This is a genomic window from Burkholderia sp. AcTa6-5 (assembly GCF_017815075.1).
Classification (GTDB): Bacteria; Pseudomonadota; Gammaproteobacteria; order Burkholderiales; family Burkholderiaceae; genus Burkholderia; species Burkholderia sola.
Window position 1 is genome coordinate 81,126 of record NZ_JAGIQE010000001.1, and the last position, 26,871, is coordinate 107,996.

21 protein-coding genes and 1 pseudogene are annotated in these 26,871 nt (G+C 68.2%); 8 read left to right on the forward strand and 14 right to left on the reverse strand.

The window, feature by feature from the left end; all coding sequences use genetic code 11:
* Positions 1-80: 80 nt before the first annotated feature.
* Positions 81-1,337, forward strand: coding sequence for an oxalate decarboxylase family bicupin (locus J8I33_RS00345; RefSeq protein ID WP_050012819.1), 1,257 nt, complete (start codon positions 81-83; stop codon positions 1,335-1,337).
* 94 nt (positions 1,338-1,431) lie between these two features.
* On the forward strand, positions 1,432-2,739 hold the full coding sequence (locus J8I33_RS00350) for an Nramp family divalent metal transporter (protein WP_050012818.1): 1,308 nt from the start codon (positions 1,432-1,434) through the stop codon (positions 2,737-2,739).
* 151 nt (positions 2,740-2,890) lie between these two features.
* Here the strand turns inward: J8I33_RS00350 and J8I33_RS00355 are convergent, their stop codons facing one another.
* The 4 genes from J8I33_RS00355 to J8I33_RS00370 form a co-directional block, all read right to left on the reverse strand.
* Positions 2,891-4,480 (reverse strand): ABC transporter substrate-binding protein, encoded by a 1,590-nt coding sequence (locus tag J8I33_RS00355; RefSeq protein ID WP_209932495.1) that lies wholly within the window; start codon positions 4,478-4,480, stop codon positions 2,891-2,893.
* A 136-nt stretch (positions 4,481-4,616) separates the two neighbouring features.
* Complete coding sequence (locus tag J8I33_RS00360; protein WP_050012816.1) at positions 4,617-4,949, reverse strand: sugar ABC transporter ATPase; 333 nt, start codon at positions 4,947-4,949, stop codon at positions 4,617-4,619.
* Between the two features lie 285 nt (positions 4,950-5,234).
* Positions 5,235-6,794, reverse strand: a complete 1,560-nt coding sequence (locus J8I33_RS00365) for a DHA2 family efflux MFS transporter permease subunit (RefSeq protein ID WP_124554967.1) — start codon at positions 6,792-6,794, stop codon at positions 5,235-5,237.
* Positions 6,795-7,188: 394 nt separating this feature from the next.
* Positions 7,189-8,091, reverse strand: a complete 903-nt coding sequence (locus J8I33_RS00370) for a LysR family transcriptional regulator (protein ID WP_124639145.1) — start codon at positions 8,089-8,091, stop codon at positions 7,189-7,191.
* 146 nt (positions 8,092-8,237) lie between these two features.
* Between J8I33_RS00370 and J8I33_RS00375 the strand changes: the two genes are divergently transcribed.
* Entirely contained in the window at positions 8,238-10,268 is a 2,031-nt protein-coding gene (locus J8I33_RS00375) for an FUSC family protein (protein ID WP_209932501.1), read from the forward strand.
* Between the two features lie 114 nt (positions 10,269-10,382).
* Here the strand turns inward: J8I33_RS00375 and J8I33_RS00380 are convergent, their stop codons facing one another.
* Positions 10,383-12,707 carry an FdhF/YdeP family oxidoreductase gene (locus J8I33_RS00380; protein WP_209932517.1) on the reverse strand — a complete coding sequence of 775 codons (2,325 nt, stop codon included), beginning with the start codon at positions 12,705-12,707 and terminating at the stop codon, positions 10,383-10,385.
* Between the two features lie 153 nt (positions 12,708-12,860).
* Between J8I33_RS00380 and J8I33_RS00385 the strand changes: the two genes are divergently transcribed.
* Complete coding sequence (locus tag J8I33_RS00385) at positions 12,861-14,282, forward strand: PLP-dependent aminotransferase family protein (protein ID WP_209924921.1); 1,422 nt, start codon at positions 12,861-12,863, stop codon at positions 14,280-14,282.
* A gap of 14 nt (positions 14,283-14,296) precedes the next feature.
* Here the strand turns inward: J8I33_RS00385 and J8I33_RS34360 are convergent.
* A pseudogene (locus tag J8I33_RS34360) lies at positions 14,297-14,425 on the reverse strand (mechanosensitive ion channel family protein); the annotation flags it as partial.
* 346 nt (positions 14,426-14,771) lie between these two features.
* Between J8I33_RS34360 and J8I33_RS00390 the strand changes: the two are divergent.
* On the forward strand, positions 14,772-16,490 hold the full coding sequence (locus J8I33_RS00390; protein ID WP_209932525.1) for a SulP family inorganic anion transporter: 1,719 nt from the start codon (positions 14,772-14,774) through the stop codon (positions 16,488-16,490).
* A gap of 97 nt (positions 16,491-16,587) precedes the next feature.
* Here the strand turns inward: J8I33_RS00390 and J8I33_RS00395 are convergent, their stop codons facing one another.
* Positions 16,588-17,463: a LysR substrate-binding domain-containing protein gene (locus J8I33_RS00395; protein ID WP_089489441.1), complete on the reverse strand. Its 876-nt coding sequence runs from the start codon at positions 17,461-17,463 to the stop codon at positions 16,588-16,590.
* Between the two features lie 96 nt (positions 17,464-17,559).
* On the opposite strand from J8I33_RS00395, the gene J8I33_RS00400 reads away from it, so the two are divergent.
* Entirely contained in the window at positions 17,560-18,159 is a 600-nt protein-coding gene (locus J8I33_RS00400; protein ID WP_209932532.1) for a LysE family transporter, read from the forward strand.
* A gap of 36 nt (positions 18,160-18,195) precedes the next feature.
* Here J8I33_RS00400 and J8I33_RS00405 read toward each other — a convergent pair whose 3' ends face one another.
* The 6 genes from J8I33_RS00405 to J8I33_RS00430 all read right to left on the reverse strand — a co-directional run bounded on the left by J8I33_RS00405 (position 18,196) and on the right by J8I33_RS00430 (position 22,644).
* Positions 18,196-19,653, reverse strand: coding sequence for a DHA2 family efflux MFS transporter permease subunit (locus J8I33_RS00405; protein ID WP_050012807.1), 1,458 nt, complete (start codon positions 19,651-19,653; stop codon positions 18,196-18,198).
* A complete protein-coding gene (locus tag J8I33_RS00410) occupies positions 19,650-20,213 on the reverse strand; it encodes an isochorismatase family protein (protein WP_209932539.1) in 564 nt (187 codons plus the stop codon). The genes J8I33_RS00405 and J8I33_RS00410 overlap by 4 nt, the downstream gene beginning before the upstream one ends.
* A 64-nt stretch (positions 20,214-20,277) precedes the next feature.
* Positions 20,278-20,733, reverse strand: a complete 456-nt coding sequence (locus J8I33_RS00415; protein WP_089489440.1) for a MarR family transcriptional regulator — start codon at positions 20,731-20,733, stop codon at positions 20,278-20,280.
* A 73-nt stretch (positions 20,734-20,806) separates the two neighbouring features.
* Positions 20,807-21,040, reverse strand: coding sequence for a hypothetical protein (locus tag J8I33_RS00420; RefSeq protein WP_050012804.1), 234 nt, complete (start codon positions 21,038-21,040; stop codon positions 20,807-20,809).
* 44 nt (positions 21,041-21,084) lie between these two features.
* Positions 21,085-22,167 (reverse strand): serine hydrolase, encoded by a 1,083-nt coding sequence (locus J8I33_RS00425; protein ID WP_124592857.1) that lies wholly within the window; start codon positions 22,165-22,167, stop codon positions 21,085-21,087.
* A 198-nt stretch (positions 22,168-22,365) separates the two neighbouring features.
* The gene (locus tag J8I33_RS00430; protein WP_209924924.1) at positions 22,366-22,644 is read right to left on the reverse strand and encodes a hypothetical protein; all 279 of its coding nucleotides are present in this window, start codon (positions 22,642-22,644) and stop codon (positions 22,366-22,368) included.
* A 51-nt stretch (positions 22,645-22,695) separates the two neighbouring features.
* Here J8I33_RS00430 and J8I33_RS00435 point away from each other — a divergent pair, with 51 nt between their 5' ends.
* Positions 22,696-23,571 (forward strand): LysR family transcriptional regulator, encoded by an 876-nt coding sequence (locus J8I33_RS00435; RefSeq protein WP_069617970.1) that lies wholly within the window; start codon positions 22,696-22,698, stop codon positions 23,569-23,571.
* 71 nt (positions 23,572-23,642) lie between these two features.
* Positions 23,643-23,927, forward strand: coding sequence for a transcriptional regulator (locus J8I33_RS00440; RefSeq protein ID WP_089489757.1), 285 nt, complete (start codon positions 23,643-23,645; stop codon positions 23,925-23,927).
* A 117-nt stretch (positions 23,928-24,044) separates the two neighbouring features.
* Here the strand turns inward: J8I33_RS00440 and mgtA are convergent, their stop codons facing one another.
* Positions 24,045-26,810 carry a magnesium-translocating P-type ATPase gene (gene mgtA, locus J8I33_RS00445; protein ID WP_209932545.1) on the reverse strand — a complete coding sequence of 922 codons (2,766 nt, stop codon included), beginning with the start codon at positions 26,808-26,810 and terminating at the stop codon, positions 24,045-24,047.
* Positions 26,811-26,871 lie beyond the last annotated feature (61 nt).

Sequence of the window (26,871 nt, forward strand, 5' to 3'; positions counted from 1 at the left end):
TGTTCGATTTTCGGTAATTCGAAAAACGGCAAGTGTTCCGTAGTGGAAATTCTCTCGATTGCAGAAATGAAGAGGAAATCATGACGAATCTTTCTCGACGCAGGATGTTGACGAGTACGGCCGGCGCCATTGCCGCGGCGGGTATTGCGGTAACGGCGAAGGCCGCTTCGTTCGGTAACCCGGACAGCCCGCCGGAAGGCGCGGTGAATGCGCGCAACCGTCAGAGCCTGACCGACCCGGGGCCTAAAAATCCGGCCATCGCCAATCAGTTCCCGTCTTTTCAGGATCCGCCGGCCACCGATATCAACGGGATGCCGTTATTCTGGGCGTCTTTCAATAATGCGCATAAGCGCATTCAGAATGGCGGATGGGCGCGCGAAGTCACGCAGGATGATTTCGCGATTTCCGAAACCATCTCCGGCGTCAATATGCGGCTGACGCGCGGCGGCATTCGCGAGATGCACTGGCACCAGCAGGCCGAGTGGGCGATCATGCTCGACGGCCGCTGCCGGATCACGGTGCTCGACGAACTCGGGCGGCCGTCGGTGCAGGACGTCAAGACCGGCGATCTCTGGTATTTCCCGCCCGGCCTGCCGCATTCGCTGCAGGGCCTCGGCAGCGACGGCGCCGAATTCCTGCTCGCATTCGATAACGGCCGCGCATCGGAATTCAACACGCTGTTGCTGACCGACTGGATCGCGCATACGCCGCCCGACGTGCTCGCGCTCAACTTCGGCGTGCCGGCCGACGCGTTCAGGAACGTGCCGCTCGACAACCTGTGGATCTTCCAGGGCGACGAACCGGGCCCGCTCGCGGACGCGCAGCGCGCGTCGGCCGCGTCGGCCGGTGCGCCGCCGCATCCGTTCGTGTTTTCGCTCGGCGACATGAAGCCGGTCAGGAAGACGCGCGGCGGCGAGGTGCGGATCGCCGACAGCACCAACTTCAACGTGTCGACGACCGTCGCGGCGGCGCTCGTCACCGTGCACCCGGGCGGCATGCGCGAGCTGCACTGGCATCCGAACGCCGACGAATGGCAGTACTACCTGCAGGGCGAGGCGCGGATGACCGTGTTCGACACGGGGCCGAAGGCGCAGACGGCCGACTTCCGCGCGGGCGACGTCGGCTATGTGAAGAAGAGCCTCGGCCACTACGTGCAGAACACCGGGCAGACCGACCTCGTGTTCCTCGAGATCTTCAAGACCGACCGCTATGCGGAGGTGTCGTTGTCCGACTGGCTCGCGCACACGCCGCCGAAGCTCGTCGAAGCGCACCTGAACATCGCGCCGGACGTGATCGCGCAGTTTCCGCGCAATCGTCCCGACGTCGTGCCGCTGTAATGTCGCCGGCGTCTTGCCGTGGCCGGCACGCGGCATGCCGGCCACGGCGGGCGCGATCCGCAATCAGCCGTCCTTATTCGAACGGAATACTCACATGATCCCCGTCCCGAGCAAACCTGCCGGTGGCTTCGCGCTGCCGGGCCGGTCCATCGAGCCTATCGACGGCGCGGCGCGCGCCGCGCTGGAAGGGCGCCGCACCGGCGTCGCCGCGCTGCTGCCGTTCGTCGGCCCGGCCGTGATCGCGTCGATCGGCTACATGGATCCCGGCAACTTCGCGACCAACATCCAGGCCGGCGCCGCGTACGGGTACCGGCTGCTATGGGTAGTGCTGGCCGCGAACGCGATCGCGATGCTGTTCCAGGCGATGTCGGCGAAGCTCGGCATCGTGACCGGCCGCAATCTCGCCGAGCTGTGCCGCGACCGTTTCCCCGCGCCGGTCGTGTGGGGCATGTGGATCGCGTCGGAGATCGCCGCGATGGCCACCGATCTCGCCGAATTCCTCGGCGGCGCGCTTGCGTTCGGGTTGTTGTGCCACCTGTCGCTGCTCGCGGGGATGATCGCGACCGCGTTCGCGACCTGCGCGATCCTCGCGCTCGAAAAACGCGGCTTCCGGCCGCTGGAAGCGGCGATCGCGGCGCTGGTCGGCGTGATCGGCGCGTGCTATCTCGGCGAACTGCTGATCGCGCCGCAGGACTGGCATGCGGCCGCGTTCCATCTGGTGGTTCCGCAGATTCCGGATCATGCGGCGCTGACGATCGCAGTCGGCATCATCGGCGCGACGATCATGCCGCATACGCTGTATCTGCATTCGGGCCTCACGCAGGATCGCACCGCGCCGCGCGACGACGGAGAGCGGCGGCGGCTCGTGCGTTTCTCGAACCGCGAGGTCGTGATCGCGCTGGGGCTCGCCGGATTCGTGAATCTCGCGATGGTGATGATGGCGTCGTCGGCGTTTCACGCGGCCGCGCCCGGCATGACCGACATCGGCGACGCCTATCACACGCTGATCCCGGTGCTCGGGCCGGCGGCCGGCGCGCTGTTTCTCGTCGCGCTGCTGACCTCCGGCGTGTCGAGTTCGGTGGTCGGCACGATGGCGGGGCAGGTCGTGATGCAGGGCTTCATCCGCCGCCGCATGTCGATCTGGGTGCGGCGCGCGGTGACGATCGCGCCCGCGTTCGTGGTGGTCGCGCTTGGCTGCGACGTCACGCGGGCGATGGTGGCCAGCCAGGTCGTGCTGAGCTTCGTGCTGCCGATGCCGATGATCGCGCTGCTGATGCTGTCGGCGCGCAAGGACGTGATGGGCGCTTACGCGATGCGGATGCCGCTGCGGATCGTCGCCGGCGCGGCGACGGTCGTGATCGTCGGGCTGAATGCGTACCTGGTATGGGCGGCATTCAATTGAACGGGTATGCGCGTTCTCGTCCCGTGACGTGTGCGCGGCACGGTATCCGACCGATGGCGGTCATTGTCGATCGCGCACGGCCCGGCGCCAGCGCCGCGGCGCGCGGCGATTACCCGCACGGCGGCGTGGCCGCACGCGCGGGCAGCCGCGATTACTTCGCGAGCGTGCGGTATGACACGAGGTCGTTGATCGGCCCGATTTCCGGTCCGGTCGCGCCGGGGCGCGTGGCGACCTGCACGACCTTCTCGAACATGATGATGAACGGCGAGTTCGCGAGCACGCCCTTCTGCAGCGCTTCGTAACGCTGCGCGCGCTTCGCGGGCGACGGCTCGACGAGCGCGGCCTCGGTGTCCTTCGTCAGTTGCGGAATGTCCCAGCTGTTGCGCCACGCGAGCATCTTGGTCGGCGACTGGTCCGAGTTGTCCGGATTCCACGCGAAACCGCGCGCGTTGCTGTTCGGGTCCATGTAGTCGGGCGACCATTCGCCGACGAAGATGTCGTGCTGGCGCGCACGGTACTTGCCGATCGCCTGCTTCGCGTCGCCCGGGATCAGCTTCACGCGGATGCCGCCCTGCGCGAAGTTCGCCTGCAGCGCCTGCGCGATCTCGAGGTACGGATAGTCGTTCGGCATGTCCATCGTCACGTCGAAACCGTTCGGCAAGCCGGCCTTCGCGAGCAGCGCCTTCGCCTTCGCGACGTCCTGCTTGTACGGCCGCGCGTTCGACGCGCCGAGGAAGCCTTCGGGCAGGAAGGTTTCATGCACCTTGTAGGTCGTGCTGACGATGTTGCGCTGGATGCCGTCGTAATCGACGAGCCACTTCATCGCCTGCTGCACCTCGGGCTTCGCGAGGTTCGGGTTCTTCGTGTTCAGGCTCAGGTACAGCAGCGCCGACACCGGCCACGACGCGATCTTGATCTTGCCGGCCTTCGACAGCGCGGCGAGGCTGTCGGGGCTCAGGTTGCGCGCGGCGTCGGCGTCGCCGTTCTCCAGCAGCAGCCGTTGCGCGGACGCTTCGGGCACGTGGCGCAGCACCACGCGCTTCATCGGGTACGGCGTGCGGTATTTGTCGAAGCGCTGCAGCACGATGCTCTCGTTCGGCGTCCACTTGACGAGCTGGTACGGGCCCGAGCCCGCGTCGTTGGTGCGCAGCCAGCCGCTGCCGAAATCGTTGCCTTGCTGGTGCGACAGCAGCAGCTTCTTGTCGAAGACCGAGGCCGGGCACGCGCTCAGCACGTTGAGCACGAAGCTCGGCGCGTACTTGCGGTCGGTTTCGAGCACGACGGTTTGCGGATCGACCACGCGCACCTTCTGCGTCACGTTCGCCTTCGTGAGGCCGAGATCGGCGAGCACGCCGGCCGGCCCCTTGTCGAGCAGGATGGTCCGCTGCAACGACCACGCGACGTCGTCGGCGGTGACCGGGTTGCCGGAATGGAACGTCAGGCCCGGGCGCAGCTTGAACGTGTAGGTCACGCCGTCGGCGCCGACCGTCCACGATTGCGCGATCTGTCCGTCGAAGCGCGTCGGGTCCTTCAGGTCGACGCGCACCAGCCGTTCGTAGGTGTTCGCGACGTATTCGGACGGCACCAGTTCGTAGATCCCGCTCGGGTCGAGGGTCGTGAATTCGCCGAGTTGCGTGGCGACGACGAAGATGCCGGGCGGCGTGGCAGCCTGCGCCGGCAGCGCCGGAACAAGCGCGACGAGCGCGGCGCTGACGAACAGCCGGGACAGCAGGTGCTTCATGCGGGCTCCGTTGAAAGGGAATCGTGGGTGCGATTCTCTCATCGACGGGCAGCCGGATGAAAATATTCGGCAGGCGCGCCGGGTAGCGCGTAGCGGCAGGCAGACGGGCCGGGCGGACGCCCGGCGCCGGAGGGCGTCAGATCGCGCAGCGCGCGACCGCGAAGCGCATCGCTTCCTCGGCCGGTTCGTTGCCCGAGCCGCGCACGACCTTGATCACCGAGCCGTTGCCCGACGGCGTCAGCGTGACGAAGTACGAATTCGAGCCGACCGCGATGTCGGTGACGCCGTTGTGCTGCGATTGTTCGGTGCCCGACAGGCGGCTGTCGAGGCAGTTCGCGACCGCGTAGGCCGGACGTTGCGACGACACGTAGATCATCGGCGCGGCGCCCGAGCCGGCCGAATCGGACGAGGGTGCGGAGCCGCAGGCGGCGAGCAGGGCGGCGGGAAGAAGCAGCAGGAATCGTTTCATGATCGGTCGTCGGGTGTCTCGTATCGAGGCTGGGGCGCGGGGGAGCGAAACGCGAAGCTTCGCGACGAAACCGCCTGGAATCGGGCCTTTTTGACGGACGACGACACGGCAGGCGGCTGACGACGGAGTATACCCGCAGCATTTGACGCCGTTGGCGCGTTGAAACGATTCGATACAACCGGCGCCCGCTGTCGGACGGGCGCTCGCTTCGGTTGTCGTCGCGACCGGCGGATCGCCCGGTCGTCGCGCTGTCGGCGCGAGGCGCGCCGCTGCCGCGCATGCGGATCAATGCGCTCCGGCCGCCGCCGCATCGGCATCGCCGCCGCCCGAGCGCACCGGTTTCGTGATCCAGATGAGCGGGATGATCGCGACGAAGATGATCGCCGACACGTAGAAGATGTCGTTCAATCCCATCACGGCCGCCTGCGAATCGACCGATGCGTTGAAGAACGCGAGCGCCGAATCGGGGCTCAGGTGCAGCAGCGAACGGGACGTGTCGAGCTGTTGCGTGAAGACCGGATTGGTGACGCTCGCCTGTTCGGTGAGCCGCACGTGATGCAGGATCGTGCGGTCGTTCCACGCATTGCTGATCAGCGACGTCCCCACCGCGCCGCAGAACGTGCGGCCGAAATTCGACAGGCCGGCCGCGGCCGGGATCTTGTCCGGCGGCAGCCCGGACAGGATGATCGACGTCAGCGGCACGAAGAACATCGCCATCGGAATACCTTGCAGCAGCGTCGGCAGCACGAGATCCCAGCGCGACACGTCGGTGTAGAACGTCGTGCGCATCATGAACACGACCGCGAAGCCGACGAACGCGAGCGTCGCGATATAACGCGGATCGGTGCGCGGCAGCAGGCGCCCCATGACCGGCGTGAGCAGGATCGCGAACACGCCGAGCGGCGCGGTGGCGAGCCCCGAATCGACCGCGCGATAGCCGAGATAGCCCTGCATCCATTGCGGCAGCAGCACGAGCGTGCCGAAGAACATCCCGTACGCGACGGAGATCGCGATCGTGCCGCCCGCGAAGTTGCGTTGCGTGAAGAGCCGCAGGTCGACGATCGGGTTGGCCTCGTTCAGCTCCCAGATGAGGAAGAATGCGAAGCCGATCAGCGCGACGATGCCCAGCGCGACGATCACGGGCGAATTGAACCAGTCGAGATCCTTGCCCTTGTCGAGCATGATCTGTAGCGAGGCGACCCACAGCACGAGCAGCAGCAGTCCGACCGTATCGATCGGCAGGCGGCGCGTGGCCGATTCGCGATCGCGGAACACGAACCACGTGACGGCCGCCGCGAAGAAGCCGACCGGAATGTTGATGTAGAAGATCCACGACCAGTTGTAGTCGTACGTGATCCAGCCGCCGAGCGACGGCCCCGCGATCGGACCGACGAGCGCGGTCATCGACCACAGCGCGAGCGCCGTCGACGACTTCTGCCGCGGCCACGCGCCGAGCAGCAGCGCCTGCGACAGCGGCGCGAGCGGTCCCGCCACGGCTCCTTGCAGAATTCGCGCGGCGAGCAGCGTCGGCAGGTTCGGCGCGATTCCGCACAGCCACGACGCGAACACGAACAGCAGGATCGACGTGACGAACAGGCGCACCTGGCCGAAGCGCTGCGTGAGCCAGCCGGTCAGCGGAATCGACACCGCGTTCGCGGCCGCGAAGATCGTGATCACCCACGTGCCTTCGTCGACCGACACGCCGAGGTCGCCCGAGATCGTCGGGATCGCGACGTTCGCGATCGACGAATCGAGCACGTTCATGAACATCGCGAGCGATACCGCGACCGTGCCGATCGCGAGCTTGCCGCCCGACAGCGGCGCCTGGGGTGACGGAGATGACATGGTGTTCCTGCGTGATGGAAAGTGGCCCGCGGGGCGCATGCGCCGATGGCGACCGCGCACGGGCGTGCGGCGGCCGCGCGTGCGGACACGCGCGACGTGCGCGCGGCCGGCCAAGCGGAGGGCCGCTCGCGCGCGGCGTGCGGTTCAGGCGTTCGATCGGATCGGCGAAGCCGTGACGGCTTCGGCAAGCAGGCAGGCCGGTCAGGACGGCGCGACGCGCGTGACGCGTCGGCGGGCAGCGCTCAGGTGGCTGCCGTCGCGTGTGTGGTCATTTTTCATCGGCACAGGCTAACGATGCGGCGAACGGCGATCAACGCTTGCGCGCTCATTAATTCCTTTCCTGCGCCGCAATAATGCGGCGGGCGTGCATCGCTTGCCGGTCGTGCCGAGTCGACTACGACGCGGCCCGCCACGCAGTAAAGACTTCCGTCAGGAATTCGACGAACGCACGCACCTTGCTGTCGAGCGTCGCGCGCTTCGGGTACAGCGCGTGCAGCTCGACGTCGTCGGTGCGATGCCAGTCGGGCAGCACGATTTCGAGTTCGTTGCTCGCGAGCCGCCGTGTGGTGAAGTGGGTCGAAATCAGCGCGATGCCGCCGCCGCTCGCGGCCTGGCGCAGCACCGTGACCGATTCGTTCGAGATCAGCACGGGCCGCACCGGCACGTCGGCGACGTCGCCGGCCGCGTTGGTCAGGCGCAGCGTCAGGCCGGGCGCGTCGCGGCCGACGAACAGGATGTCGTGATCGGCGAGATCCTGCGGCGTGTGCGGCCGGCCGGCGCGGTCGAGATAGTGCGGGCTGGCCGCGAGCTTTGCGTGCGACCAGCCGAGCGAGCGCGCGACATAGCCGGAATCCGTCAGCACGCCGGTGCGCAGCGCGACGTCGAAGCCGTGTTCGACGAGGTCGAGCGCGCTGTTGTCGTAGATCAGCACGAGCTGGACCAGCGGGTAGCGCCGGCGAAATTCGGCGAGCGCCGGCTCCAGTTCGAACAGGCCGATCGCGTAGGGCACCAGCACGCGCAGCGTGCCTTCGGGCTCCGTGCGCAGCGCGCGCACCTGCCGGTCCGCATCGAGCAGGATCTCCTCGGCGCGCAGGCAGCGTTCGTAGTAGTCGCGTCCGGCTTCGGTGACGGACACGCGACGCGTCGTGCGGTACAGCAGCTGGACGCCGAGGTCGTCCTCGAGCTGCCGGATCTTGCGGCTCACGCGGCTGAGCGGCATGTCGAGTTGCGTGGCGGCGGCCGTGAAGCTGCCGCGCTCCACCACGCGCAGGAATATCCGGATGCTCTCGAGGTCCATGCGATTCGTTTCAGTGTTCGACATGCGCGCATCTTACCGTCGCGGGCCGGATCGCCGCGGGTCGAGCCGATTATCCCGCCCGGCGCAATAACGCATCCCGCCGCTGCCCCGTAGTGGCGGCCGGCGCGCGACCGTATGCTCGCCGCATGAAATTCGCCTTCCCCAGCATGCCGCCGCTCGCGGCCGTCCGGGCCGCGCTGCGCGACGCGCGGCCGACGCTGCCGCCCGGCGCGCTTGCCTTCGCACTCCGCAATACGGCCGCGTCGCTGCTCGCGCTCTATATCGCGTTCCGGATGAATCTCGACGATCCGATGTGGGCCGCGTCGACCGTGTGGATCGTCGCGCAGGGCAGCCGCGGGATGGGGCTGTCGAAGAGCCAGTACCGGATTCTCGGCACCGCGATCGGTGCGGCCGTCGCGCTCGCGCTGACCGGCGCGTTCGCGCAGACACCCGAATTGTTCCTGCCCGCGCTCGCCGCGTGGATCGGCTTGTGCGCGGGTATCGCGACGTTCCAGCGGAATTTCCGCGCGTATGCGGCGGTCCTCGCAGGCTATACGGCCGCGATCGTCGCGATGGACGCGGTATCGGCGCCGCTGCACGCGTTCGATATCGCGGTCGCGCGGTTCCTGTACGTGGTGGTCGGCATCCTGTGCGGTGCGCTGTTCGAAACGGTGTTCGCGCCGGGCACGCCGCTGGAGGATGTCCGGACGCGGCTCGCGCGCTATCTCGAGCGCGCGGTGGCGCTCGGCGCCGGCGCGCTGCGCCGCGAGCCGAACGGCGCGGCCGTGCACCGGCTGTTCGCGGAGGCGCTCGAACTCGACACGGCGGCCGAATATGCGGCCGCCGGCGCACCGCCGGTGCGCAACATGATCGGCCATGTGCGCGCGGCGGCGCTCGGCGTGCTCACCGCGCAGGCCGCGGGGCAAGCGATTCGCGAACACGCGGCGCGCGGCGGCGATGCGCCGGAACCGCTCGTCGACGAGGCGGCAAGCGTGCTCGACCGGGTCGCCGTGTCGGGCGATGCGGCGCACGAGATGGCGGCGCTGCGCGCACGCGTGGACGATGCACTGCGTGTCGAAGCCGCCGTGCCGGCCGGCCCGGACACGTCGCGCCTGCTCATGCTCGACCGGCTGTCGGCACTGCTCGGCGGGTTCGACCGCGCATTCGCGAGCCTGGCATTGTTCGACCGGCCGGTGCCTCCCTCTGCACGCGTGCGTTACGCGTTCCACCGCGATCCGGTGCTCGCATGCCACAACGGCATTCGCGCGTTCATCGCGGTGCTGGCCGCGTCGGCGATCTGGATCTTCACCGCGTGGCCGGCGGGCGGCGGCTTCGTTGCGATCACGGCCGTGGTGAGCGCACTGTTCTCGACACGCCCCAATTCGGTGCGTGCGATCGTCGGTTTCATGAAAGGCACGACATGCGCGGCGGTCGCGGGCGCCGTCTGCAACTTCATCCTGCTGCCGGCGGTGTCGGGCTTCGAGATGCTCGCCTACATTCTCGGCATGTTCCTGATCGGCACCGGGATCGCGATGCGTCATCCGCGCACGGCCGCGATGGGCAGCGCGTTCTCGATCTTCTTCTGGAATTTCACGTCGCCGGACAACACGACGCGCATCGGCGACGCCGCGTTTCTGAACAGCGCGCTCGCGACGCTGCTCGGCATCGCGTTCGGCGCGCTGATCTTCGCGCTGGTGTTTCCCGGCGATCCGGGCACGAGCCGACGGCGTCTGCACCGCGCGGTGCGTCGCGATCTGGCCGGCATCGCACGCGATCCGCGTGCATGGTCCGCGAGCGCATGGCTGAGCCGCACGGCCGACCGTCTCGGGCGCGAGCTCGGTTTCGCGGGCAGCCTGCCGCAGACGCTGATCGAGCTCGACATGCGTGACCTGCTCGCGATCTGGGGGCTCGGCGACAGCCTGCTGTCGCTTGCCGAACTGGCTACGCGCGAGCCGGCCGCGCGCCGCGCGGCAGCGGTGGTGCGTGGGCGCATCGCGCAGGCCGATTTCGCGCGGCTCGAGCAGACGTGTGCCGCGGCGGCCCGCCTGTTGCGGCGTCGCGTGGCCGCGCGCGACGGCGACGCCGCGCATGCATTGCTGAGCGGCATCGTCCTGCTGCGACGGATCGCGGACGCGGCCGCCGAACATGGCGGCTTCCTGCGCGGCCGCCGCGATTGAGCGGCGCGAGTCAGGCGAAGCGGGTCAGGTGAGTCGGTACGACGGGCCGGGCGTCACTTCGGCCGGCATCCGCAGCCAGTGCTCGCGCGGACGAACGATCATCGTCGTGCTCCGTCAGGCAGCGATCGACGCCGGCGCGGCCGCGCGATGCAGCAGCACGGGTACCGACTTCGACGTCGGCGTGTTGCACACGTCGCCGACGCTGTCGAGCGGCACGAGCGGGTTGGTTTCCGGGTAGTACGCGCCGATGCAGCCGCGCGGGATGTCGTATTCGACGAGCAGGAAGCCGTTCGCGCGCCGCTCGATGCCGTCGTGCCACACCGTTTCCATGTCGACCCATTCGCCGGCCGCGAGGCCGAGCATCGCGAGATCGTCGCGGTTGACGAACACCACGCGGCGCTGGCCGAACACGCCGCGATAGCGGTCGTCGAGCCCGTACACGGTCGTGTTGTACTGGTCGTGCGAGCGCGTCGTCATCAGCGTCATCAGCCGTTCGCCGTGCAGCGCGCGGGCGCGCTGGATCGGCGTGTCGGTCGGCAGCGCGTGCGCGATGAAGTTCGCCTTGCCCGTCGGCGTCAGCCATTCGCGGTCGCGCGACGCGACGCGCAGGTGGAAGCCGCCGGGCCGCGCGATGCGCGTGTTGTAGTCGTAGAAGCCGTCGAGCGTCGCCTCGATCGCATCGCGGATCTTCGCGTAGTCGTCCTTGTACGCGAGCCAGTCGATCTTGCCGCTGCCGAACAGCGCGTGCGCCATGTGCGCGACGATCGCGGGCTCCGACATCAGGTTCGGCGACGCCGGCTTGTTCATCCCGTACGACACGTGGACCATGCTCATTGAATCCTCGACCGTCACGCCTTGCGCGACGTTGTCCTGCAGGTCGATCTCGGTGCGGCCGAGCGTCGGCAGGATCAGCGCGTCGCGGCCGTGGATCAGGTGGCTGCGGTTCAGCTTCGTCGTGATGTGCACGGAAAGCGCGCAGCGGCGCATCCCTTCCCACGTGCGCGGCGTGTCCGGCGTCGCCATCGCGAAGTTGCCGCCGAGACCGATCAGCACCTTCACGCGGCCGTCGAGCATCGCTTCGATCGTCTCGACGACGTCGTAGCCATGGTGGCGCGGCGGTTCGAAATCGAACACGTGGCCGAGCCGGTCGAGGAACGCCTGCGACGGCTTTTCCTCGATGCCGACCGTGCGGTTGCCCTGCACGTTCGAATGGCCGCGCACCGGGCACAGGCCGGCGCCGGGGCGGCCGATGTTGCCGCGCATCAGCATCAGGTTGGTCAGCATCTGCACCGTGGCGACCGAATGCTTGTGCTGCGTGATGCCCATGCCCCACGTCGCGATCACGCGTTCGCTGCGCGCATAGCGCTGCGCAAGCGCGTCGATCTGCTCGTACGGCACGCCGCTTTCGGCCGTCAGCGCGGACCAGCTTTCGGCGCGCAGATCGTCGGCGAACGCATCGAAGCCGGCCGTGTGCTCGTCGATGAACGCGGTGTCGAGCACACGCGGCGCACCGGCGGCGCGCGCGGCGTCGTCGAGTTCGAGCACGCGCTTGGCCATCCCCTTGATCAGCGCGAAATCGCCGCCGATGGTCGGCTGGATGAACGTCGATGCGATCTTCGTGCCGGACATCGTCAGCATCTCGAGCGGGCTTTGCGGATCGGCGAAGCGCTCGAGGCCGCGCTCCTTCAGCGGGTTGATCGACACGATCGTCGCGCCGCGCTTCGCGCACTCGCGCAGCTCGCCCATCATCCGCGGGTGATTGGTCGCGGGGTTCTGGCCGAAGATCAGCAGCATGTCCGCATGCTCGAAATCGTCGAGCGTGACCGTGCCCTTGCCGACGCCGACCGACGCCGGCAGCCCGCGGCTCGTCGCCTCGTGGCACATGTTCGAGCAATCGGGGAAGTTGTTGGTGCCGTACAGGCGCACGAACAGTTGATAGAGGAACGCCGCTTCGTTGCTCGCGCGGCCGGACGTGTAGAACGCGGCCTGGTTCGGGTCGGGCAGCGCGCGCAGGTGGCGCGCGATCAGCGCGAAAGCATCGTCCCACGCGATCGGCACGTAGCGGTCGGTCTGTGCGTCGTACGCCATCGGGTCGGTGAGCCGGCCGTGCTGTTCGAGTTCGAAATCCGATTGGTCGAGCAGCTCGGTGACCGTGTGCGCGGCGAAGAATTCGGGCGTCACGCGCTTGCTCGTCGCTTCGGCGGCCACCGCCTTCACGCCGTTCTCGCAGAATTCGAACGTCGACGCGTGCTGTCGGTCCGGCCATGCACAGCCGGGGCAGTCGAAGCCGTCCGGCTGGTTCTGGCGCAGCAGCGTCCGGTAGTTGCCGCCGGCGACCTTTTCCTTGATCAGGTTGATCGTGACGGCTTTCAGCGCACCCCAGCCGGCGGCCGGGTGGGTGTACGGTTCGATGCGCGCGGTCGCGGATTTCTTTTTCATGATGCAGGTGTCGGGGTCGATGCGTGCAGAGTACGCGCGGCACCCGTGCGGCTGTGTGTACACCTGTTCACTTCAAAAAAGAGTACAGTTCCGGCCATTCATCCCGTGCGGATCGCAACTGTGTTGCTGAAGGGAAGTTGAAAGGGGAAGCGCGTGAAGCGTTACGAACAACTGGCCGACGATCTCCAGGCGCAGATCGAGCGCGGCGTGTACCGGCCCGGCGAGCGGATTCCGTCGGTGCGGCACGCGAGCCGGCAACAGCAGCTCAGCGTCACGACCGTGCTGCGCGCATACCTCGTGCTGGAAAGCCGCGGCCTGATCGAAAGCCGGCCGCAGTCAGGCTACTTCGTGCGGGCGCGTGCGGCAGTGCCGGCCGAGGCCGAGCTGCATATTTCCGCGCCGGCCGCCGAGCCGTCGGCCGTGGACGTGAGCCGGCTCGTGCTGTCGACGCTGCGTTCGATCGCGCGCGACGACGCGGTGCCGCTCGGCTCGCCGTATCCCGACGCGTCGCAGTTTCCGGTGCAGCGTCTTGCGCGCTATGCGCAGGCGATCGGGCGGCGGCGCACGCGCTGGGGCGTGATCGACGACCTGCCGCCCGGCAACCAGGAGCTGATCCGCCAGATCGCGCGGCGCTATGCGGAGCGCGGGGTCGCGGTCGAGCCGGGCGAGATCGTGATGACGATCGGCGCGACCGAGGCGATCAACCTGTGCCTGCAGGCCGTCGCGAAACCGGGCGACACGATCGCGGTGGAGTCGCCGACGTTTTACGCGATGCTGCACGCGATCGAGCGGATGGGCATGCGTGCACTGGAAGTCGCGACGCACCCGGGCGACGGCATCGATCTCGACGCGCTCGAGCGGATCCTCGCGCGCGAGCGCATCGCCGCATGCATGGTGATGCCGAATTTCCAGAATCCGCTCGGCTTCCAGATGCCCGATGCGCGCAAGCGCGCGCTGGTCGAACTGCTCTCGAAGCACGGCGTGCCGGCGATCGAGAGCGACGTTTATCACGAGCTGCACTTCGGCGACACGGCGCCGAGCGCGCTGAAGTCGTTCGATCGCGACGGGCTGGTGCTGCATTGCGCGTCGTTCACGAAGAGCCTGTCGCCGCGCTACCGGATTGGCTGGGCGATGCCGGGCCGTTACCGCGACCAGGTCGAGAAGCTGAAATTCCTGAACACGCTCGCGACGCCCGCAATCGAGCAACTCGCGATCGCCGAATACCTGAAACACGACGGCTACGATTTTCATCTGCGGCGCATGCGCAAGCTGTATGCGCAGCAGGCGAGCCTGATGAGTGCGATGGTGCGGCGTTTCTTCCCGGAAGGCACGCGGCTGTCGCAGCCGCAGGGCGGGTATGTGCTGTGGGTCGAACTGCCGCCGCGGGTCGATGCGATGAAGCTGTATACGCTCGCGCTCGCGCAGCGGATCACGCTCGGGCCCGGGCATATGTTCTCGGCCGGCGCCGATTACCGGCATTTCATCCGGCTCAACTACAGCTACCCGTGGTCGCGGCAGATCGAGGATGCGCTGAAGGTGCTGGGGCGGCTCGCGTCGGAGTGCGCGGCGCGGTGAGCGCTGCCGGCCGGCGGATGCGGGTACATGCGCAGCGGGAACGCCGGCAGCACTGCGATCAGGTGGTCGAACAGGTCGGCCTGGATGGCCTCGTAGTCGACTCACGTCGTCGTATCGGTGAAGCAGGGCAGTTCGAGCGGAATGCGTGCCGTGAACGCAGGTCGATCGGCTCCCGAATCGGCTCACCGTTGTGAAGGTATCCTCTGCATCGAGGTGAAGGCCGCTGGTGAACCCGCATCACCGCAAGCCGGCGTGCGAGCCGGTTGCCGGATGCGGCGTCTACAGGAACGCGATCGGCCCGAAGCCATGACGGCAGGCCGTCGCGTTTCGATGCGCGCGGTCGGCGATCCATGCAATCATGCGGACGTCGCAGGCGTCGTCGGTGTGCCGCGCGCGTTGGCGTGCGGCTCCTCCGGCAACGGTGAGCGACACGCGACACCGTTGCGCACCCGTTCGTGGCCCGTCATTTCGACTTCACGCATTTCACGCATGCAAGATTCCAATGAAAGCCGTCCGTCGCGCGTGCGGCTGCTGAAAGGCCTCCTCCCGATCCGTCGCGCGGGTGCCATCCGCGACATCTTCGCGGGCATGTCGCTCGCGTCGATGGACATCCCGCAGGTGCTCGGCTACGCACGCATCGCCGGCATGCCGGCCGTCACGGGGCTCTACACGGTGTTCCTGCCGCTCGTTGCGTTCGCATGCTTCGGCGCGTCGCGCCATCTCGTGGTCGCCGCCGATTCCGCGACCGCGACGATTTTCGCGAGCCGGCTGTCGTCGATGGCGCCGGCCGGCAGCGCCGACTATGCGGCGCTCGCCGGCATGGTCGCGTTGCTGACCGCCGCGATGCTGCTGCTCGCGCGCATCTTCAAGCTGGGTTTCCTCGCCGATTTCCTGTCGCGCACGGTGCTGGTCGGTTTCCTCGCTGGCGTCGGCGTGCAGGTGTCGATCGCGATGCTCGGCGACATGCTCGGCGTGGCCGTGCCGTACCCGGCGTCGCGCAGCCTCGCGCAACTCGACTACGTCGTCTTGCACCTGGTTGACGCGCACCGGCCGACGCTCGCGCTCGCGGCGCTCGTCGTCGTCGCAATTCTCGCGTGCAAGCGGTTCCTGCCGCGCGTGCCGATGCCGATGATCGCGGTCGCGGGCAGCATCGCCGCGAGCGCAACGTTCGGTTTCGCCGCGCACGGCATCGCGGTGCTCGGGCCCGTGGCGGGCGGGCTGCCGCCGCTGCGCTGGCCGTCCGTCACGTGGCAGCAGTTCCTCGATCTCGTGCCGGTCGCCGCTTCGTGCTTCGTGATGATCATCGCGCAGAGCGCGGCCGCCGCGCGGGTGTTCGCGCAGCAGTACGGCGAGGACGTCGACACCAATGCCGACATCCTCGGCCTCGCGGCCGCGAACGCGGCGGCGGCGCTCGGCGGCGCGTTCGTCGTCAACGGCAGCCCGACGCAGACGGCGATGGCCGACGGCGCGGGCGTGCGCAGCCAGATCGGGCATCTCGCGTTCGCTGCGGTCGTCGCTATCGTGCTGCTGTTCTTCAGCCCGTATCTGCAGTATCTGCCGCATGCGGTGCTGGCCGGCATCGTGTTCACGATCGCGCTCGGGCTGATCAACGTGCGCAGTCTCGCCGCGATCCGTCGGGAGAGCCCCGGGGAATTCACGCTCGCGCTGGTCACGGCCGCCGCCGTCGTGACGGTCGGCGTCGAGCAGGGCATCCTGCTGGCCGTCGCGCTGTCGCTGATGCGGCACGTGCGCCACAGCTACCAGCCGCACACGATGGTGCTCGAACCCGTCGCCGGCAACGGACGGTGGCAGCCGGTGCCCGCCCGGCGCGGCGCGATGACGGCGCCCGGGCTGATCGTCTACCGGTTCGGCGCCGACCTGTTCTTCGCGAACGATCATCTGTTCGCTGCCGAAGTAATCGAACTCGTCGATGCGGCGCCGGTGCCGCCGCGCTGGTTCGTCGTCGATGCGGGCGCGATCACCGACGTCGACTATTCGGCCGCACGGACCTTGGTCGATCTCGTCAGGGCGCTGCATGTGCGTGGGATCGGCGTGCTGTTCGGGCGCGTGAACCGCTATCTGCGCGCGGACATGGATCGTCACGGGATCACCGAGGCGGTCGGCGCGTCGTGCATCTTCGCCACGCTGCATCAGGCGCTGGAGGCGGCGGGCGCGACGCCCGCACCGCAGGAGCCGGGCACGGTGTAGGGCCTGTACACGCCGATAACGGGCCAGCCCCACGAACGATTTTTTCCAAACACGGGAACGTGCGTTATTAGCGTGAACACGCTCTTGCTCAGCAGCGCTACGCGACCGCGCGCAGGCGTGCGAAACCGTTGCGCAGGCAACGGGCCAGTTCCGCCGCGGCCGCCGTGTGCTGGCCGCGCGGCACATGCAGGTTGATCGAGAAATTCGGCAGCGCGGGCAGGCCGCTGCCGGCCGGCAGGATCTCGAGGTCGGCCGGCACGGTGGACGCGAGCCACACGGTTACGGCCAGATCGGCGCGCACGGTCGCGGCCGTGGCATCGAAGCTGCCGTTCTCGAACACGGTGCGCCACGCACGATCGCTGCCGCGTAGTGCGTCGAGCACCGTCGGGCGGAACGCGCAGGTCTGCGCGACCATCGATACCGGCAGCGGCGAGTGCCGGTGCGCGGTGCCGCCTTTCGCGCCGACCCACACCAGCCGGTCGACGGCGATGCATTCGCCGCGCGACGATCCGACCGGTGCCTCGATCAGCGCGACGTCGAGATCACCCTGCTTGAGCCCGCGCCGCAACTCCGGCGATGCCGCGCACACGAGCGTGAGCGCGACGTGCGGATGTGCGTGCGCATAGCTTTTCAGGATCGGCGCGAGACAGGTGCCGACCAGATCCTGCGGTGCGCCGAGACGCACCGGGCCTTCCACCGCACCGGCGCTCAGGTCGGCGAGCAGCGCATCGTGAACGGCGAGCAGCCGGCGCGCCTGTTCGAGCAGCCGCTCGCCGGCCGCCGTCAGCAGCAGGTTGCGATGCTCGCGGACGAACAGCGGGCCCGACAGCATTTCGAGCCGCGCGACCTGCTGGCTGATCGCGCCTTGAGTGAGGTGCAGCGCGTGGCCGGCCGCCGTCATGCTGCGATGATCGGCGACGGAGACGAATGCGCGCAGCAGCGCGAGATCGAGATTGCGAGCCATGCTTCGCATTATGAATGCTAATGGAAGGCATAAAAATCTTTCGCTGTCGTAATGGCGCAATCGCAGGTAAAAACGGGGCCTCAGTGACGACAACCGGGAGCCCTCGTGCCGCTTCACGACTATCTGCCGCTGGTGCTGTTCGTGATCGTCTCCACTGCGACGCCGGGTGGCGCGACGACGCTCGCGACCGCCTCGGGCGCCCATTTCGGCTATCGGCGTTCGCTGCCGCTGATGTCGGGCATCGCGGCGGGCCTCGCGTCGATGGCGGCGGCGGCCGCCGCCGGGCTCGGCAGTGTGCTGCTCGCGCTGCCCGCGTTGCAGCTCGCGATGAAGGCGGTCGGTTCGGCGTACCTGATGTGGCTGGCGTTGCGCATCGGACGTGGCGGCAAGCCGTGGCTCGATGTCGACGTGCACCGGCCGCAAGGGTTCGTCAGCGGCGTGTGGATGCTGTGGCACAACCCGAAAGGCTGGGCGATGACGCTCGGCGCGGCCGCGTCGTTCGCGGCGCTCGCGTCGGGGCCGGCGCGGCTCGGTGTGCTGCTTGGGGTGGCGTTCGGCGTGGCCGCGATGGCGTCGTTGTCGCTGTGGTGTTTCGCCGGGCTGCTGTTCGCCCGCGTGTTGCGCACGGAGCGGCAGTGGCGTTGCCTGAATGCGGGGCTCGGCCTGTTGCTCGTGGCGTCGATCGTGCCGATGTGGTTGCCGTAACAGGAAACCGCGCACGCGGTGCGGCGCGGCGCCCGTTCAGCGCGAACCGGCCGGCGCGTTGCCGGCCCGTCGGTCGCCGCCTGCACCGGCCGATCGCAACGGCAGCCGCAGCGTCGTCACGAAGCTCGCCGCATGCAGCGCACACAGCAGGCCGAACGCCCACGCATACGCGACGGCCTGCGTGCCGCCGGCCGACGTTGCTTCGGCGTGCAGCCGCCACGCGAGAAACAGCGTGCAGAGCGTCGTGAACGTCGGGCCGCCGAGCCGCTGCACGATATTGAGCGACGTGGTCGCCATCGGCAGGTCGCGGCGCTCGACCGACGCATACGCGGCGGCGATCGACGGCGCGCCGATCGCGCTCTGGCCCATGCCGCGCAGAAACAGCGCCGGGACGAGCACGAGCGGATCGTAGCCGGTCAGCGCGACGAACACGAACGGCAGTGTCGCGGCGAGTGCGAGCAGCGCGCCGGCGGCGGCCAGCCGGCGTACGCCGAACCGGCTCGTCAGCGCGCCCATCGACGGATAGGTGACGAGCATGCCGAGCCCGAGCGGCGCGAGCAGCCAGCCCATTTCGCCCGGCGAGCGCCCGCACGCCTGGATCAGGAACACGGGAATCAGCATCTGGCCGGCATACAGCGCGCCATTCGACAGGAACTGCGTGCCGGCTGCGGCGCCGAACACGCGCGAGCGAAACAGCGCGAGATCGATCAGCGCACGCTCGCCCTGGCGGCGCTCGAAGCGCAGGAACGCGACGAGCAATAGCGCCGAACCTGCGACCGCCGCGATGCCGGGCATCGAGCCGATCCGCTCGACGCCGTACAGGAACAGCACGAGGCCCGGCGACAGTAACGCGAGGCCGATCCAGTCGAGTTCGCGCCGCGGCGCGTCGTCGCGGTCGCCCGGCAGGAACCGCGCGGCCAGTGCGAGCGCGAGCGCGCCGACGGGCAGGTTCACCAGAAACAGCCAGCGCCATGACGTGTGCTGCAGGATCGCGCCGGCGACGACCGGCCCGAGGATCGGCGCGAGCAGCACCGGCACCGCCGCGTAGCCGATCACGCGCGCCATCTGCTGGCCGGCGACGCGCGCGATCATCATCTGCGCCATCGGCGCGAGCAAGCCGCCGCTGACGCCTTGCAATACGCGGAACGCGATCAGCGACGGCGCGGACCATGCGAGCCCGCACAGCGCCGACGTCAGCGTGAACGCCGAGAAGCACCACAGGTACAGCGCCTTCGCGCCGATGCGATCGACGAGCCAGCCGCTCAGCGGCAGCACCAGCGTCAGCGCGAGCAGGTAGCCGCTCGTCACCCACTGGATCGTCGACAGGCTCGCATGCAGGTCGGTCGCGAGACTCGACAGCGACACGTTGACGATCGTCGCATCGAGCTGTGACAGCAGCGAGCCGAGCGTCGCGACCGCGCTGACTTTCCAGATCGACGGATCGAGCCGGCCGGCCGCGTGGCCCGGCGTTGGCTGTCTGCGTGGCTCGCTCACGCGCCGCGCCGGTCGAGCAGCGCGACGATGTCCTGCGTCGTGCCCGTCTCGCCGAGGCGCGGGAACAGCCGCTCGACGCTGTTCGCGTGTGCGTCCGCGTTGAGGTCGGTCATCGCGTCGACGGCGAGCGTCACGTTGTAGCCGAGTTCGTGCGCCTGCCGCGCGGTCGATTCGACGCCGATGCTCGTCGCGACGCCGGTCAGCACGATCTGCGTGACGCCGGCTGCCTTCAGATGCGCGTCGAGACCGGTGCCGGTGAACGCGCCCCAGGTCCGCTTCGTCACGACGTGGTCGCTTGGCTGGCGGTTCAGTTCGGGCACGAGTTCGGTCCAGTCGGCGGGAAGCTGCGCCGTGCGCGGCGGTTGCTCGGTGCGGCCCGGTGCGCCGCCCGCGACGTCGACCAGCACGACCGGCAGCCCTCGACCGCGGAAGGCGTCGAGCAGTTCGCGGGCGTGGGCGATCACCGGTGCGACCGGGTGCGCGGTGGGGAGGGCGACGATGCCTTTCTGCAGGTCGATGACGACCAGCGCCGTGTTCGTGTCGAGACGGGTTGCGCTCATGATGGGCTCCGGGGAAAGGGCGAGGAAAGCCGTGCGCGAATGCTGCGTGGCGCACGGGCCGGGTTTATTGGTCGCCGATGCGGCGGATCAGCGGGATGGCCGCGGCAAGCGTGTCGATGTCGTGCGGGTCGAGCTTCTCGATCGCGGCGCCGAGCCACTTGTGTTTCGCGGCGTTGCGCTTGCGTCGTGCGTGGAGGCCGGCGGCGGTGAGTTTGAACAGGATCTGGCGGCCGTCGGTCGGATGCGGTTCGCGCTCGACGAGCGCGTCTTCCTCGAGGCTCGCGAGAATCGCCTTCATCGACTGCGGCTTCATCGCCTCGGCGCGCGCGAGATCGGCGGTCGTCATCGGCCCGTGCCGTTCGAGTCGCGCGAGCGCGCTCGTCTGCGACATGCCGAGCCCTTCGGAGTCAATCTCGGAGCGCAGCCGGCGGATGAGCTGGCCGACCGCGAGGGTCAGGTCGGCGGCGACGGTTTCGGCGGAAACGCCGGATTTGCGTGGCGGGTTCATGCGACGAATCATAGAGCACGACAGTTAGACTTGCAAGTTTAACTGTCGAATTGATCGCTGGCCGGCGTTACTGTCCGATGCGCGATTACGTGCGTCGATGCGCGACCGGTACGACTTCGCTGTATCGCGGGGTTGCGTTTTCGTGCAGCAGATCGCCGAGGTACTGGCCGAGTTCGTCGGCGGTGAGCGCCGATGGAATCTGCAGATTGGCCGGGCGCCGCTTGCCTTCGGCGCCGAGATCGAACACGGCCCAGCGGCCGTCCGTGCGCACGACGGCGAGCAGCCGGCCGAAGGCGTTGAAGCGGTATTCGTGCTGCATCGCGTCGCTCCGTTAGCGTGAACGCGCCGGCTGCCCGTGTGTGTTTACTGGATCGAGCAGGACAGCCAGCGATGGATTTTGATTGCGTCGCTCGACACGCCGGCACGCGTCGGCGCGCCGAGCAGCACGACCGTTTCGCGGCGGCCTTTCACGCGCATGCGCATCACGACGCCGTGCCCCGATTCGTTGATGAAGCCGGTTTTCTGCAGCCGGATCGGCAGGCGGCGGTAGCGCACGAGCGGGTCGGAATTCACGTACACGAGTTCGCCGTCGCCGGGGCGCACGGTGGTCGACAGGTCGGTCGAGAAATAGCGGATCAGCGGATCCTGCGCGGCCGCGCCGACGAGCCGTGCGAGATCTTCCGCCGTCGACACGTTGTGCGGCGACAGGCCGGTCGGCTCGCGGAAGTGCGTACGCCGCATGCCGAGCCGGCGCGCTTCGCGGTTCATCGCCTTCACGAACGCCGCGCGCCCGCCTGGATAGTCGCGGCTCAGCGCGGCGGCTGCGCGGTTCTCCGACGACATCAACGCGATATGGAACATGTCGCGGCGCGACAGTTCCGAGCCGACCTGCAGGCGCGAGCCGGTGAACTTGATCGTGTCGCGGTCGCGCGCGGTCACGCGCAGCACGCCGTTCAGCGGACGATCGGCGTCGCGCGCGACGACGGCCGTCATCAGTTTCGAAATCGATGCGATCGGCCGTACGGTGCGCGCGTTGCGCGCGAGCAGCGGGGTGCCGGAATCGACGTCGAGCACGTAAGCCGCGCGCGAATGCAGCGACGCGACCGCGCGCGGCGTATAGCCGCAACTGGCGAGCAATTTCGGTTTCGCGGGCGCGGGCGGTCGCACGGCGGTCGTGCGTTTCGCGCGCCGCTGCTGCGATGCGGGTGCCGCGTGGCGTTGGGCTGCTTGATGCGTCACGCGCGAGCGACGACGCTTGACCGCCTTTTTCTTGCGATGGGGTGTCTTCTTGACGGCCTTCGTATGGGCATGCGGCTGCGCATGGGCGGCGCGATGCGGCTGCACGCGTTGCGCGGACGCATGCGCGGCGAATGCGAGCAGCAGGAACGACAGGGCGAGGATCAGGGTGGTCCGGGCGCGAGGCAGGCGCGCGATGAGGCCGGTCAAGCGAAAGTCTCCTTTTCACGCGCGATGCGGCTGCGCGGAATGCATGGGCGGTCAGCGGGTGCGGGAAATTATACGGTCGATCGCGGGACGATGACGATTGGATGACGCGCAATGACGCGTGATACGGGATGATTTCGGTCTTTTTTGCGCTGCCGGGCAAGCGGTGCGCGTCGCGTGAAAGGCGGGCAGATGCGCGGTTCAGCGCGGCCGGTTCCGCCGCGACACGACCGCGAAACTGATCGCGATCGAACCGGTCACCGCGCGCGGCGGCGCGTCTTCCAGCGCATCGCCGAAGCGAAAGCGGCGGCTGCGCCCGTCCGTGCGTTCAGCACGACGCTTCGGTGCGCGCGCAGCGGCGGCAGCAGCGCATTCGCTTGCATCCGCGACATCGGATGACGGCTCGGCCACGCAGTCGGCCGCTGGATCGACGGACATGAAAGTAAGTTCCGGGAAGGGCATGTCCGTATTGAACGCCATTGCATTCGATCGGTAAAATGAATCTTTCGATCGTTATGATTCCATTAAAGAATGGAACTGAAACTGCTACGCACGTTCCTGACGGTGACCGAGCTGTGCCATTTCAGCCGTGCGGCCGACGCGCTGCACATGAGCCAGCCCGCGCTCAGCAAGCAGATCGGCGCGCTGGAGGCGAGCCTCGGCGGCAAGCTGTTCGAGCGCGGCCGGCATGGCGCGGAACTGACGCCGTTCGGCGAACGCTTCCTGCCCGACGCGCAGGCGCTTGTGCGAGATGCCGACGAAATCCTGGCGCGTGCGCGGGAAGCGACGAGCGGTCAGCGCGGGCACTTGCGGCTCGGCATCTGCCTGTCCGTGCTCACGCTCGTGCCGAAACTGATCGCCGAATTCCGCCGTCGCAATCCGGGTATCGCGGTGACGCTGAGCGACCTGTCGTCGTCCGAACAGACGCGCCGGCTGCACGCCGGCAAGCTCGACGCCGGGTTCCTGCGCCTGCCCGCCGACGAAGGCTTGTCGTCGTTCAAGGTGACCGACGAAGCGCTCGCGCTCGCGGTGCCGCCGCATCTCGGTTTCAAGCGCGTGCCGGCCAACCTCGACGTGCTCAACGAGATCGGCTTCATCGCGCTGCAGCGTGCGCGCGGCCCGGGACTGGCCGCGCAGATCGACCGGTGGTGCGTCGAGCGCCGCTTCGTGCCGCACGTGATGCAGCAGGCGGAGGACGTGCAGTCGGTGCTGACGTCGGTCGCGGCCGGCGTCGGCGTCGCATTCATTCCGTCGAGCGCGCAGTACCTGCTGCGCGACGCGACGGTGCTGCCGCTCGACGGCCGGGACGCGAAGTGGCGCGTGGGACTCGCGTGGCGGGCCGAGCGCGACGATCCCGTCACCACGCGTTTCGTGTCGTTCATGCGCGCCGCGCTCAAGGGCGCGTGACGCGGCGTATAGTGCTCGCGATGGTTGTCTCCATGCATGCCGGCCCGACGCCGGCCGACGAACCCGAACCGATGACTTCTGAATCCGACGAATCCCCGCTCGATCCCGCACTCGTCGCCACGCTCGCGACGCTGAACGAAGCCGCGAGCGATCCGGCCGGCAAGGCGTGGTCGCTGCCGAAGATCGCAAAGCGTGCGCAACTGCCGATGAGCACGCTGCGCCGTGTGCTGACGCAGCTCGACGCCGCCGGCCTGAGCGCGACGACGCTGAACGAGGACGGTACCGGCAGCGCTGCGCTGACCGACGAAGGGCGCGCGGTGTGCGCGCAATTGTTCGGCGCGAACGACGCCCAATGATTGAAAAAACGGGCCGCTGATGCGGCCCGAGGCATAGGCGGGGGCGGCGACGCGGACGTCGCGCCGGCCCGTTCGTCGCTCGCGAACGCGGGCCGGCACTTCGTCAACGGCGCGACATCAGAACCACTGCTTGTAGCGACGCACGTAGATCGTCTTGACGATTTGCGCGAGCACGATGTAGCCGACCATCGTCGCGGCGAGCCAGAGCCAGTAGGTGCCCGGCAGGTGCATGAAGCCGATCGCGTCCGCGAACGGCGAGAACGGCAGCCAGCAGCCGATCGCGATCGCGGTGAAGGTCGACAGCAGCACCGGCAGCGACGCGGTGCTCTGCAGGAACGGGATCTTCTGCGTGCGCAGCAGGTGCACGACGAGCGTCTGCGACACGAGGCTCTCGATGAACCAGCCCGAATTCATCACGATCTGGCCGCTCGCGCCGCCGTTCAGGTGATACAGCGCGCCCGCCCCGAACACGGTCCACATCAGGATGTACGTCGTGATGTCGAATACCGACGACGTCGGCCCGACCCACAGCATGAAGCGGCCGATGTTGCCGGCTTCCCACTTGCGCGGCTTCTTCAGGAACTCGGGATCCATCTTGTCCCACGGCAGCAGCATCTGCGACGTGTCGTAGATCAGGTTCAGCACGAGCAGCTGCGTCGCGAGCATCGGCTCCCACGGCAGGAACGCGCTGGCGACGAGCACCGAGAACACGTTGCCGAAGTTCGAGCTGGCCGTCATGTTCAGGTACTTGAGGATGTTGCCGAACGTCTCGCGGCCCTTGATCACGCCTTCCTCCAGCACCATCAGGCTCTTCTCGAGCAGGATGATGTCGGCGGTTTCCTTCGCGATGTCGGCGCCGCTGTCGACCGAGATGCCGACGTCCGCGTCGCGCAGCGCGGGCGCATCGTTGATGCCGTCGCCGAGGAAGCCGACCGTGTGGCCGTTCGCCTGCAGCGCCTTGACGATGCGTGCCTTCTGCAGCGGCGTGAGCTTCGCGAACACGGTCGTGCGTTCGACCGCCTGCGCGAGCGTCGCGTCGTCGAGCGCTTCGATCTCGGTGCCGAGCATCGGCTTGGCCGGCTCGAGGCCGACCTGGCGGCACACCTTCATCGTGACGGTCGGGTTGTCGCCCGTCAGCACCTTCACCGCGACGCCGTTCTCGCGCAGCGCGGCGAGCGCCGGCGCGGCCGATTCCTTTGGCGGATCGAGGAAGGTCAGGAAGCCGCGCACGACGAGATCGTGTTCGTCGGCGGTGCGGTATTGCGCGCGTTCGTCGCCGCGCGGGATCGTGCGCGTCGCGAGCACGAGCACGCGGAAGCCGTCCTCGTTGTACGCGGTGGCCTGTTCGAGCAGCCGCTTGCGCGCGACGAAGTCGAGCGGGCGCACGCCGTCTTCATCCTGCACGTGCGTGGACACCGCCAGCATTTCCTCGACCGCGCCCTTGCAGATCAGCAGGTGCGTGCCGTGCGTATCCTCGACGACGACCGACAGGCGGCGCCGCACGAAGTCGAACGGCAGTTCGTCGATCTTCTTGTAGCCCTGCGGCTTCACGCGTTCGCCGATCTCGTCGGCGCGCGCGACGACCGCGATGTCGATCAGGTTCTTCTGGCCGCTCTGGTGGAAGCTGTTCAGCCAGCCGAGCCGCAGGATGTCCTCGTTCTTGTGGCCGGACAGGTCGAGGTGGTGTTCGAGGATGATCTTGTCCTGCGTGAGCGTGCCGGTCTTGTCGGTGCACAGCACGTCCATCGCGCCGAAGTTCTGCACCGAGTTTAGCCGCTTGACGACGACCTTGCGGCGCGCCATCGCGACCGCGCCGCGCGCGAGGTTCGCGCTGACGATCATCGGCAGCATCTCGGGCGTGAGGCCGACGGCCACCGCGAGCGCGAACGTGAGGGCGCTCAGCCAGTCGCCCTTGGTCAGGCCGTTGATCATGAACACGATCGGCACCATCACGAACATGAACTTGATCAGCAGCCAGCTCACGCTCGCGACGCCGCGGTCGAAGCTCGTCTCGATGCGCTTGTGGCTCACGACGTTGCGCGCGAGCGAGCCGAAGTACGTATCTTCGCCGGTCGCGACGACGACGGCCGTCGCCGTGCCGCTGACGACGTTGGTGCCCATGAAGCAGACGTTCTCGAGATCGAGCAGCGATGCCGGTGCGTCGTTCGCCGCGCCGGCCGCTTGCGTGCTCGCGGATTTGCCGGCCACCGCGCCGAGCGTGTCGTACTTCTCGACGGGCAGCGCCTCGCCGGTCAGCACGGCCTGGCTGATGAACAGGTCGCGCGACGCGAGCAGCCGCACGTCGGCGGGGATCATGTCGCCGGCGGAAAGATGCACGATGTCGCCGACCATCACTTCGCGCATCGGCACCTCGCGGCGCGCCGGCTCCGACGTGTCGGTCACCGCGCGCTGCACGGTCGCCGTCGTGCGGACCATCGCCTTGAGCTTCTCGGCCGCGCGCAGCGAACGGAATTCCTGCACGAAGCGCAGCAGCGCGCTGATCGTGACCATCGTCAGCAGGATGGTCATGCCGACGTAATCGCGATCGTCGGGCGCCGCAAAGTAGACGTCGGTGCAGAAGCTGATGGCGGCCAGCACCAGCAGCACGTAGACGAACGGGTTGTGGAACGAGAGCAGCAACTGGCGGGTCCAGTGCGGCGGTTTGTCGTGCGCGATTTCGTTCGGGCCGTAGCGTTGCAGGCGGTCGGCGGCCTGGTCGTAGGTCAGGCCGCGTGTGCTGGTGCGCAGCGACTTCAGCGTGTCTTCGAGCGGGCGGGCCGCTTCCTGCGCGGCGCGCATGATGCGCGGGTCGTTCTGCTGGCCTGCGCCGGCCTTGATGAAGCCGCGCTGTTTCTTGTGCGAGGTGTTGTGTCGTGTCGTCATGAGTCGCTCCTTGCGCACGAGGCGGCGGGCGGGGAGCGGCCGTGACGTTATCGACGCACGA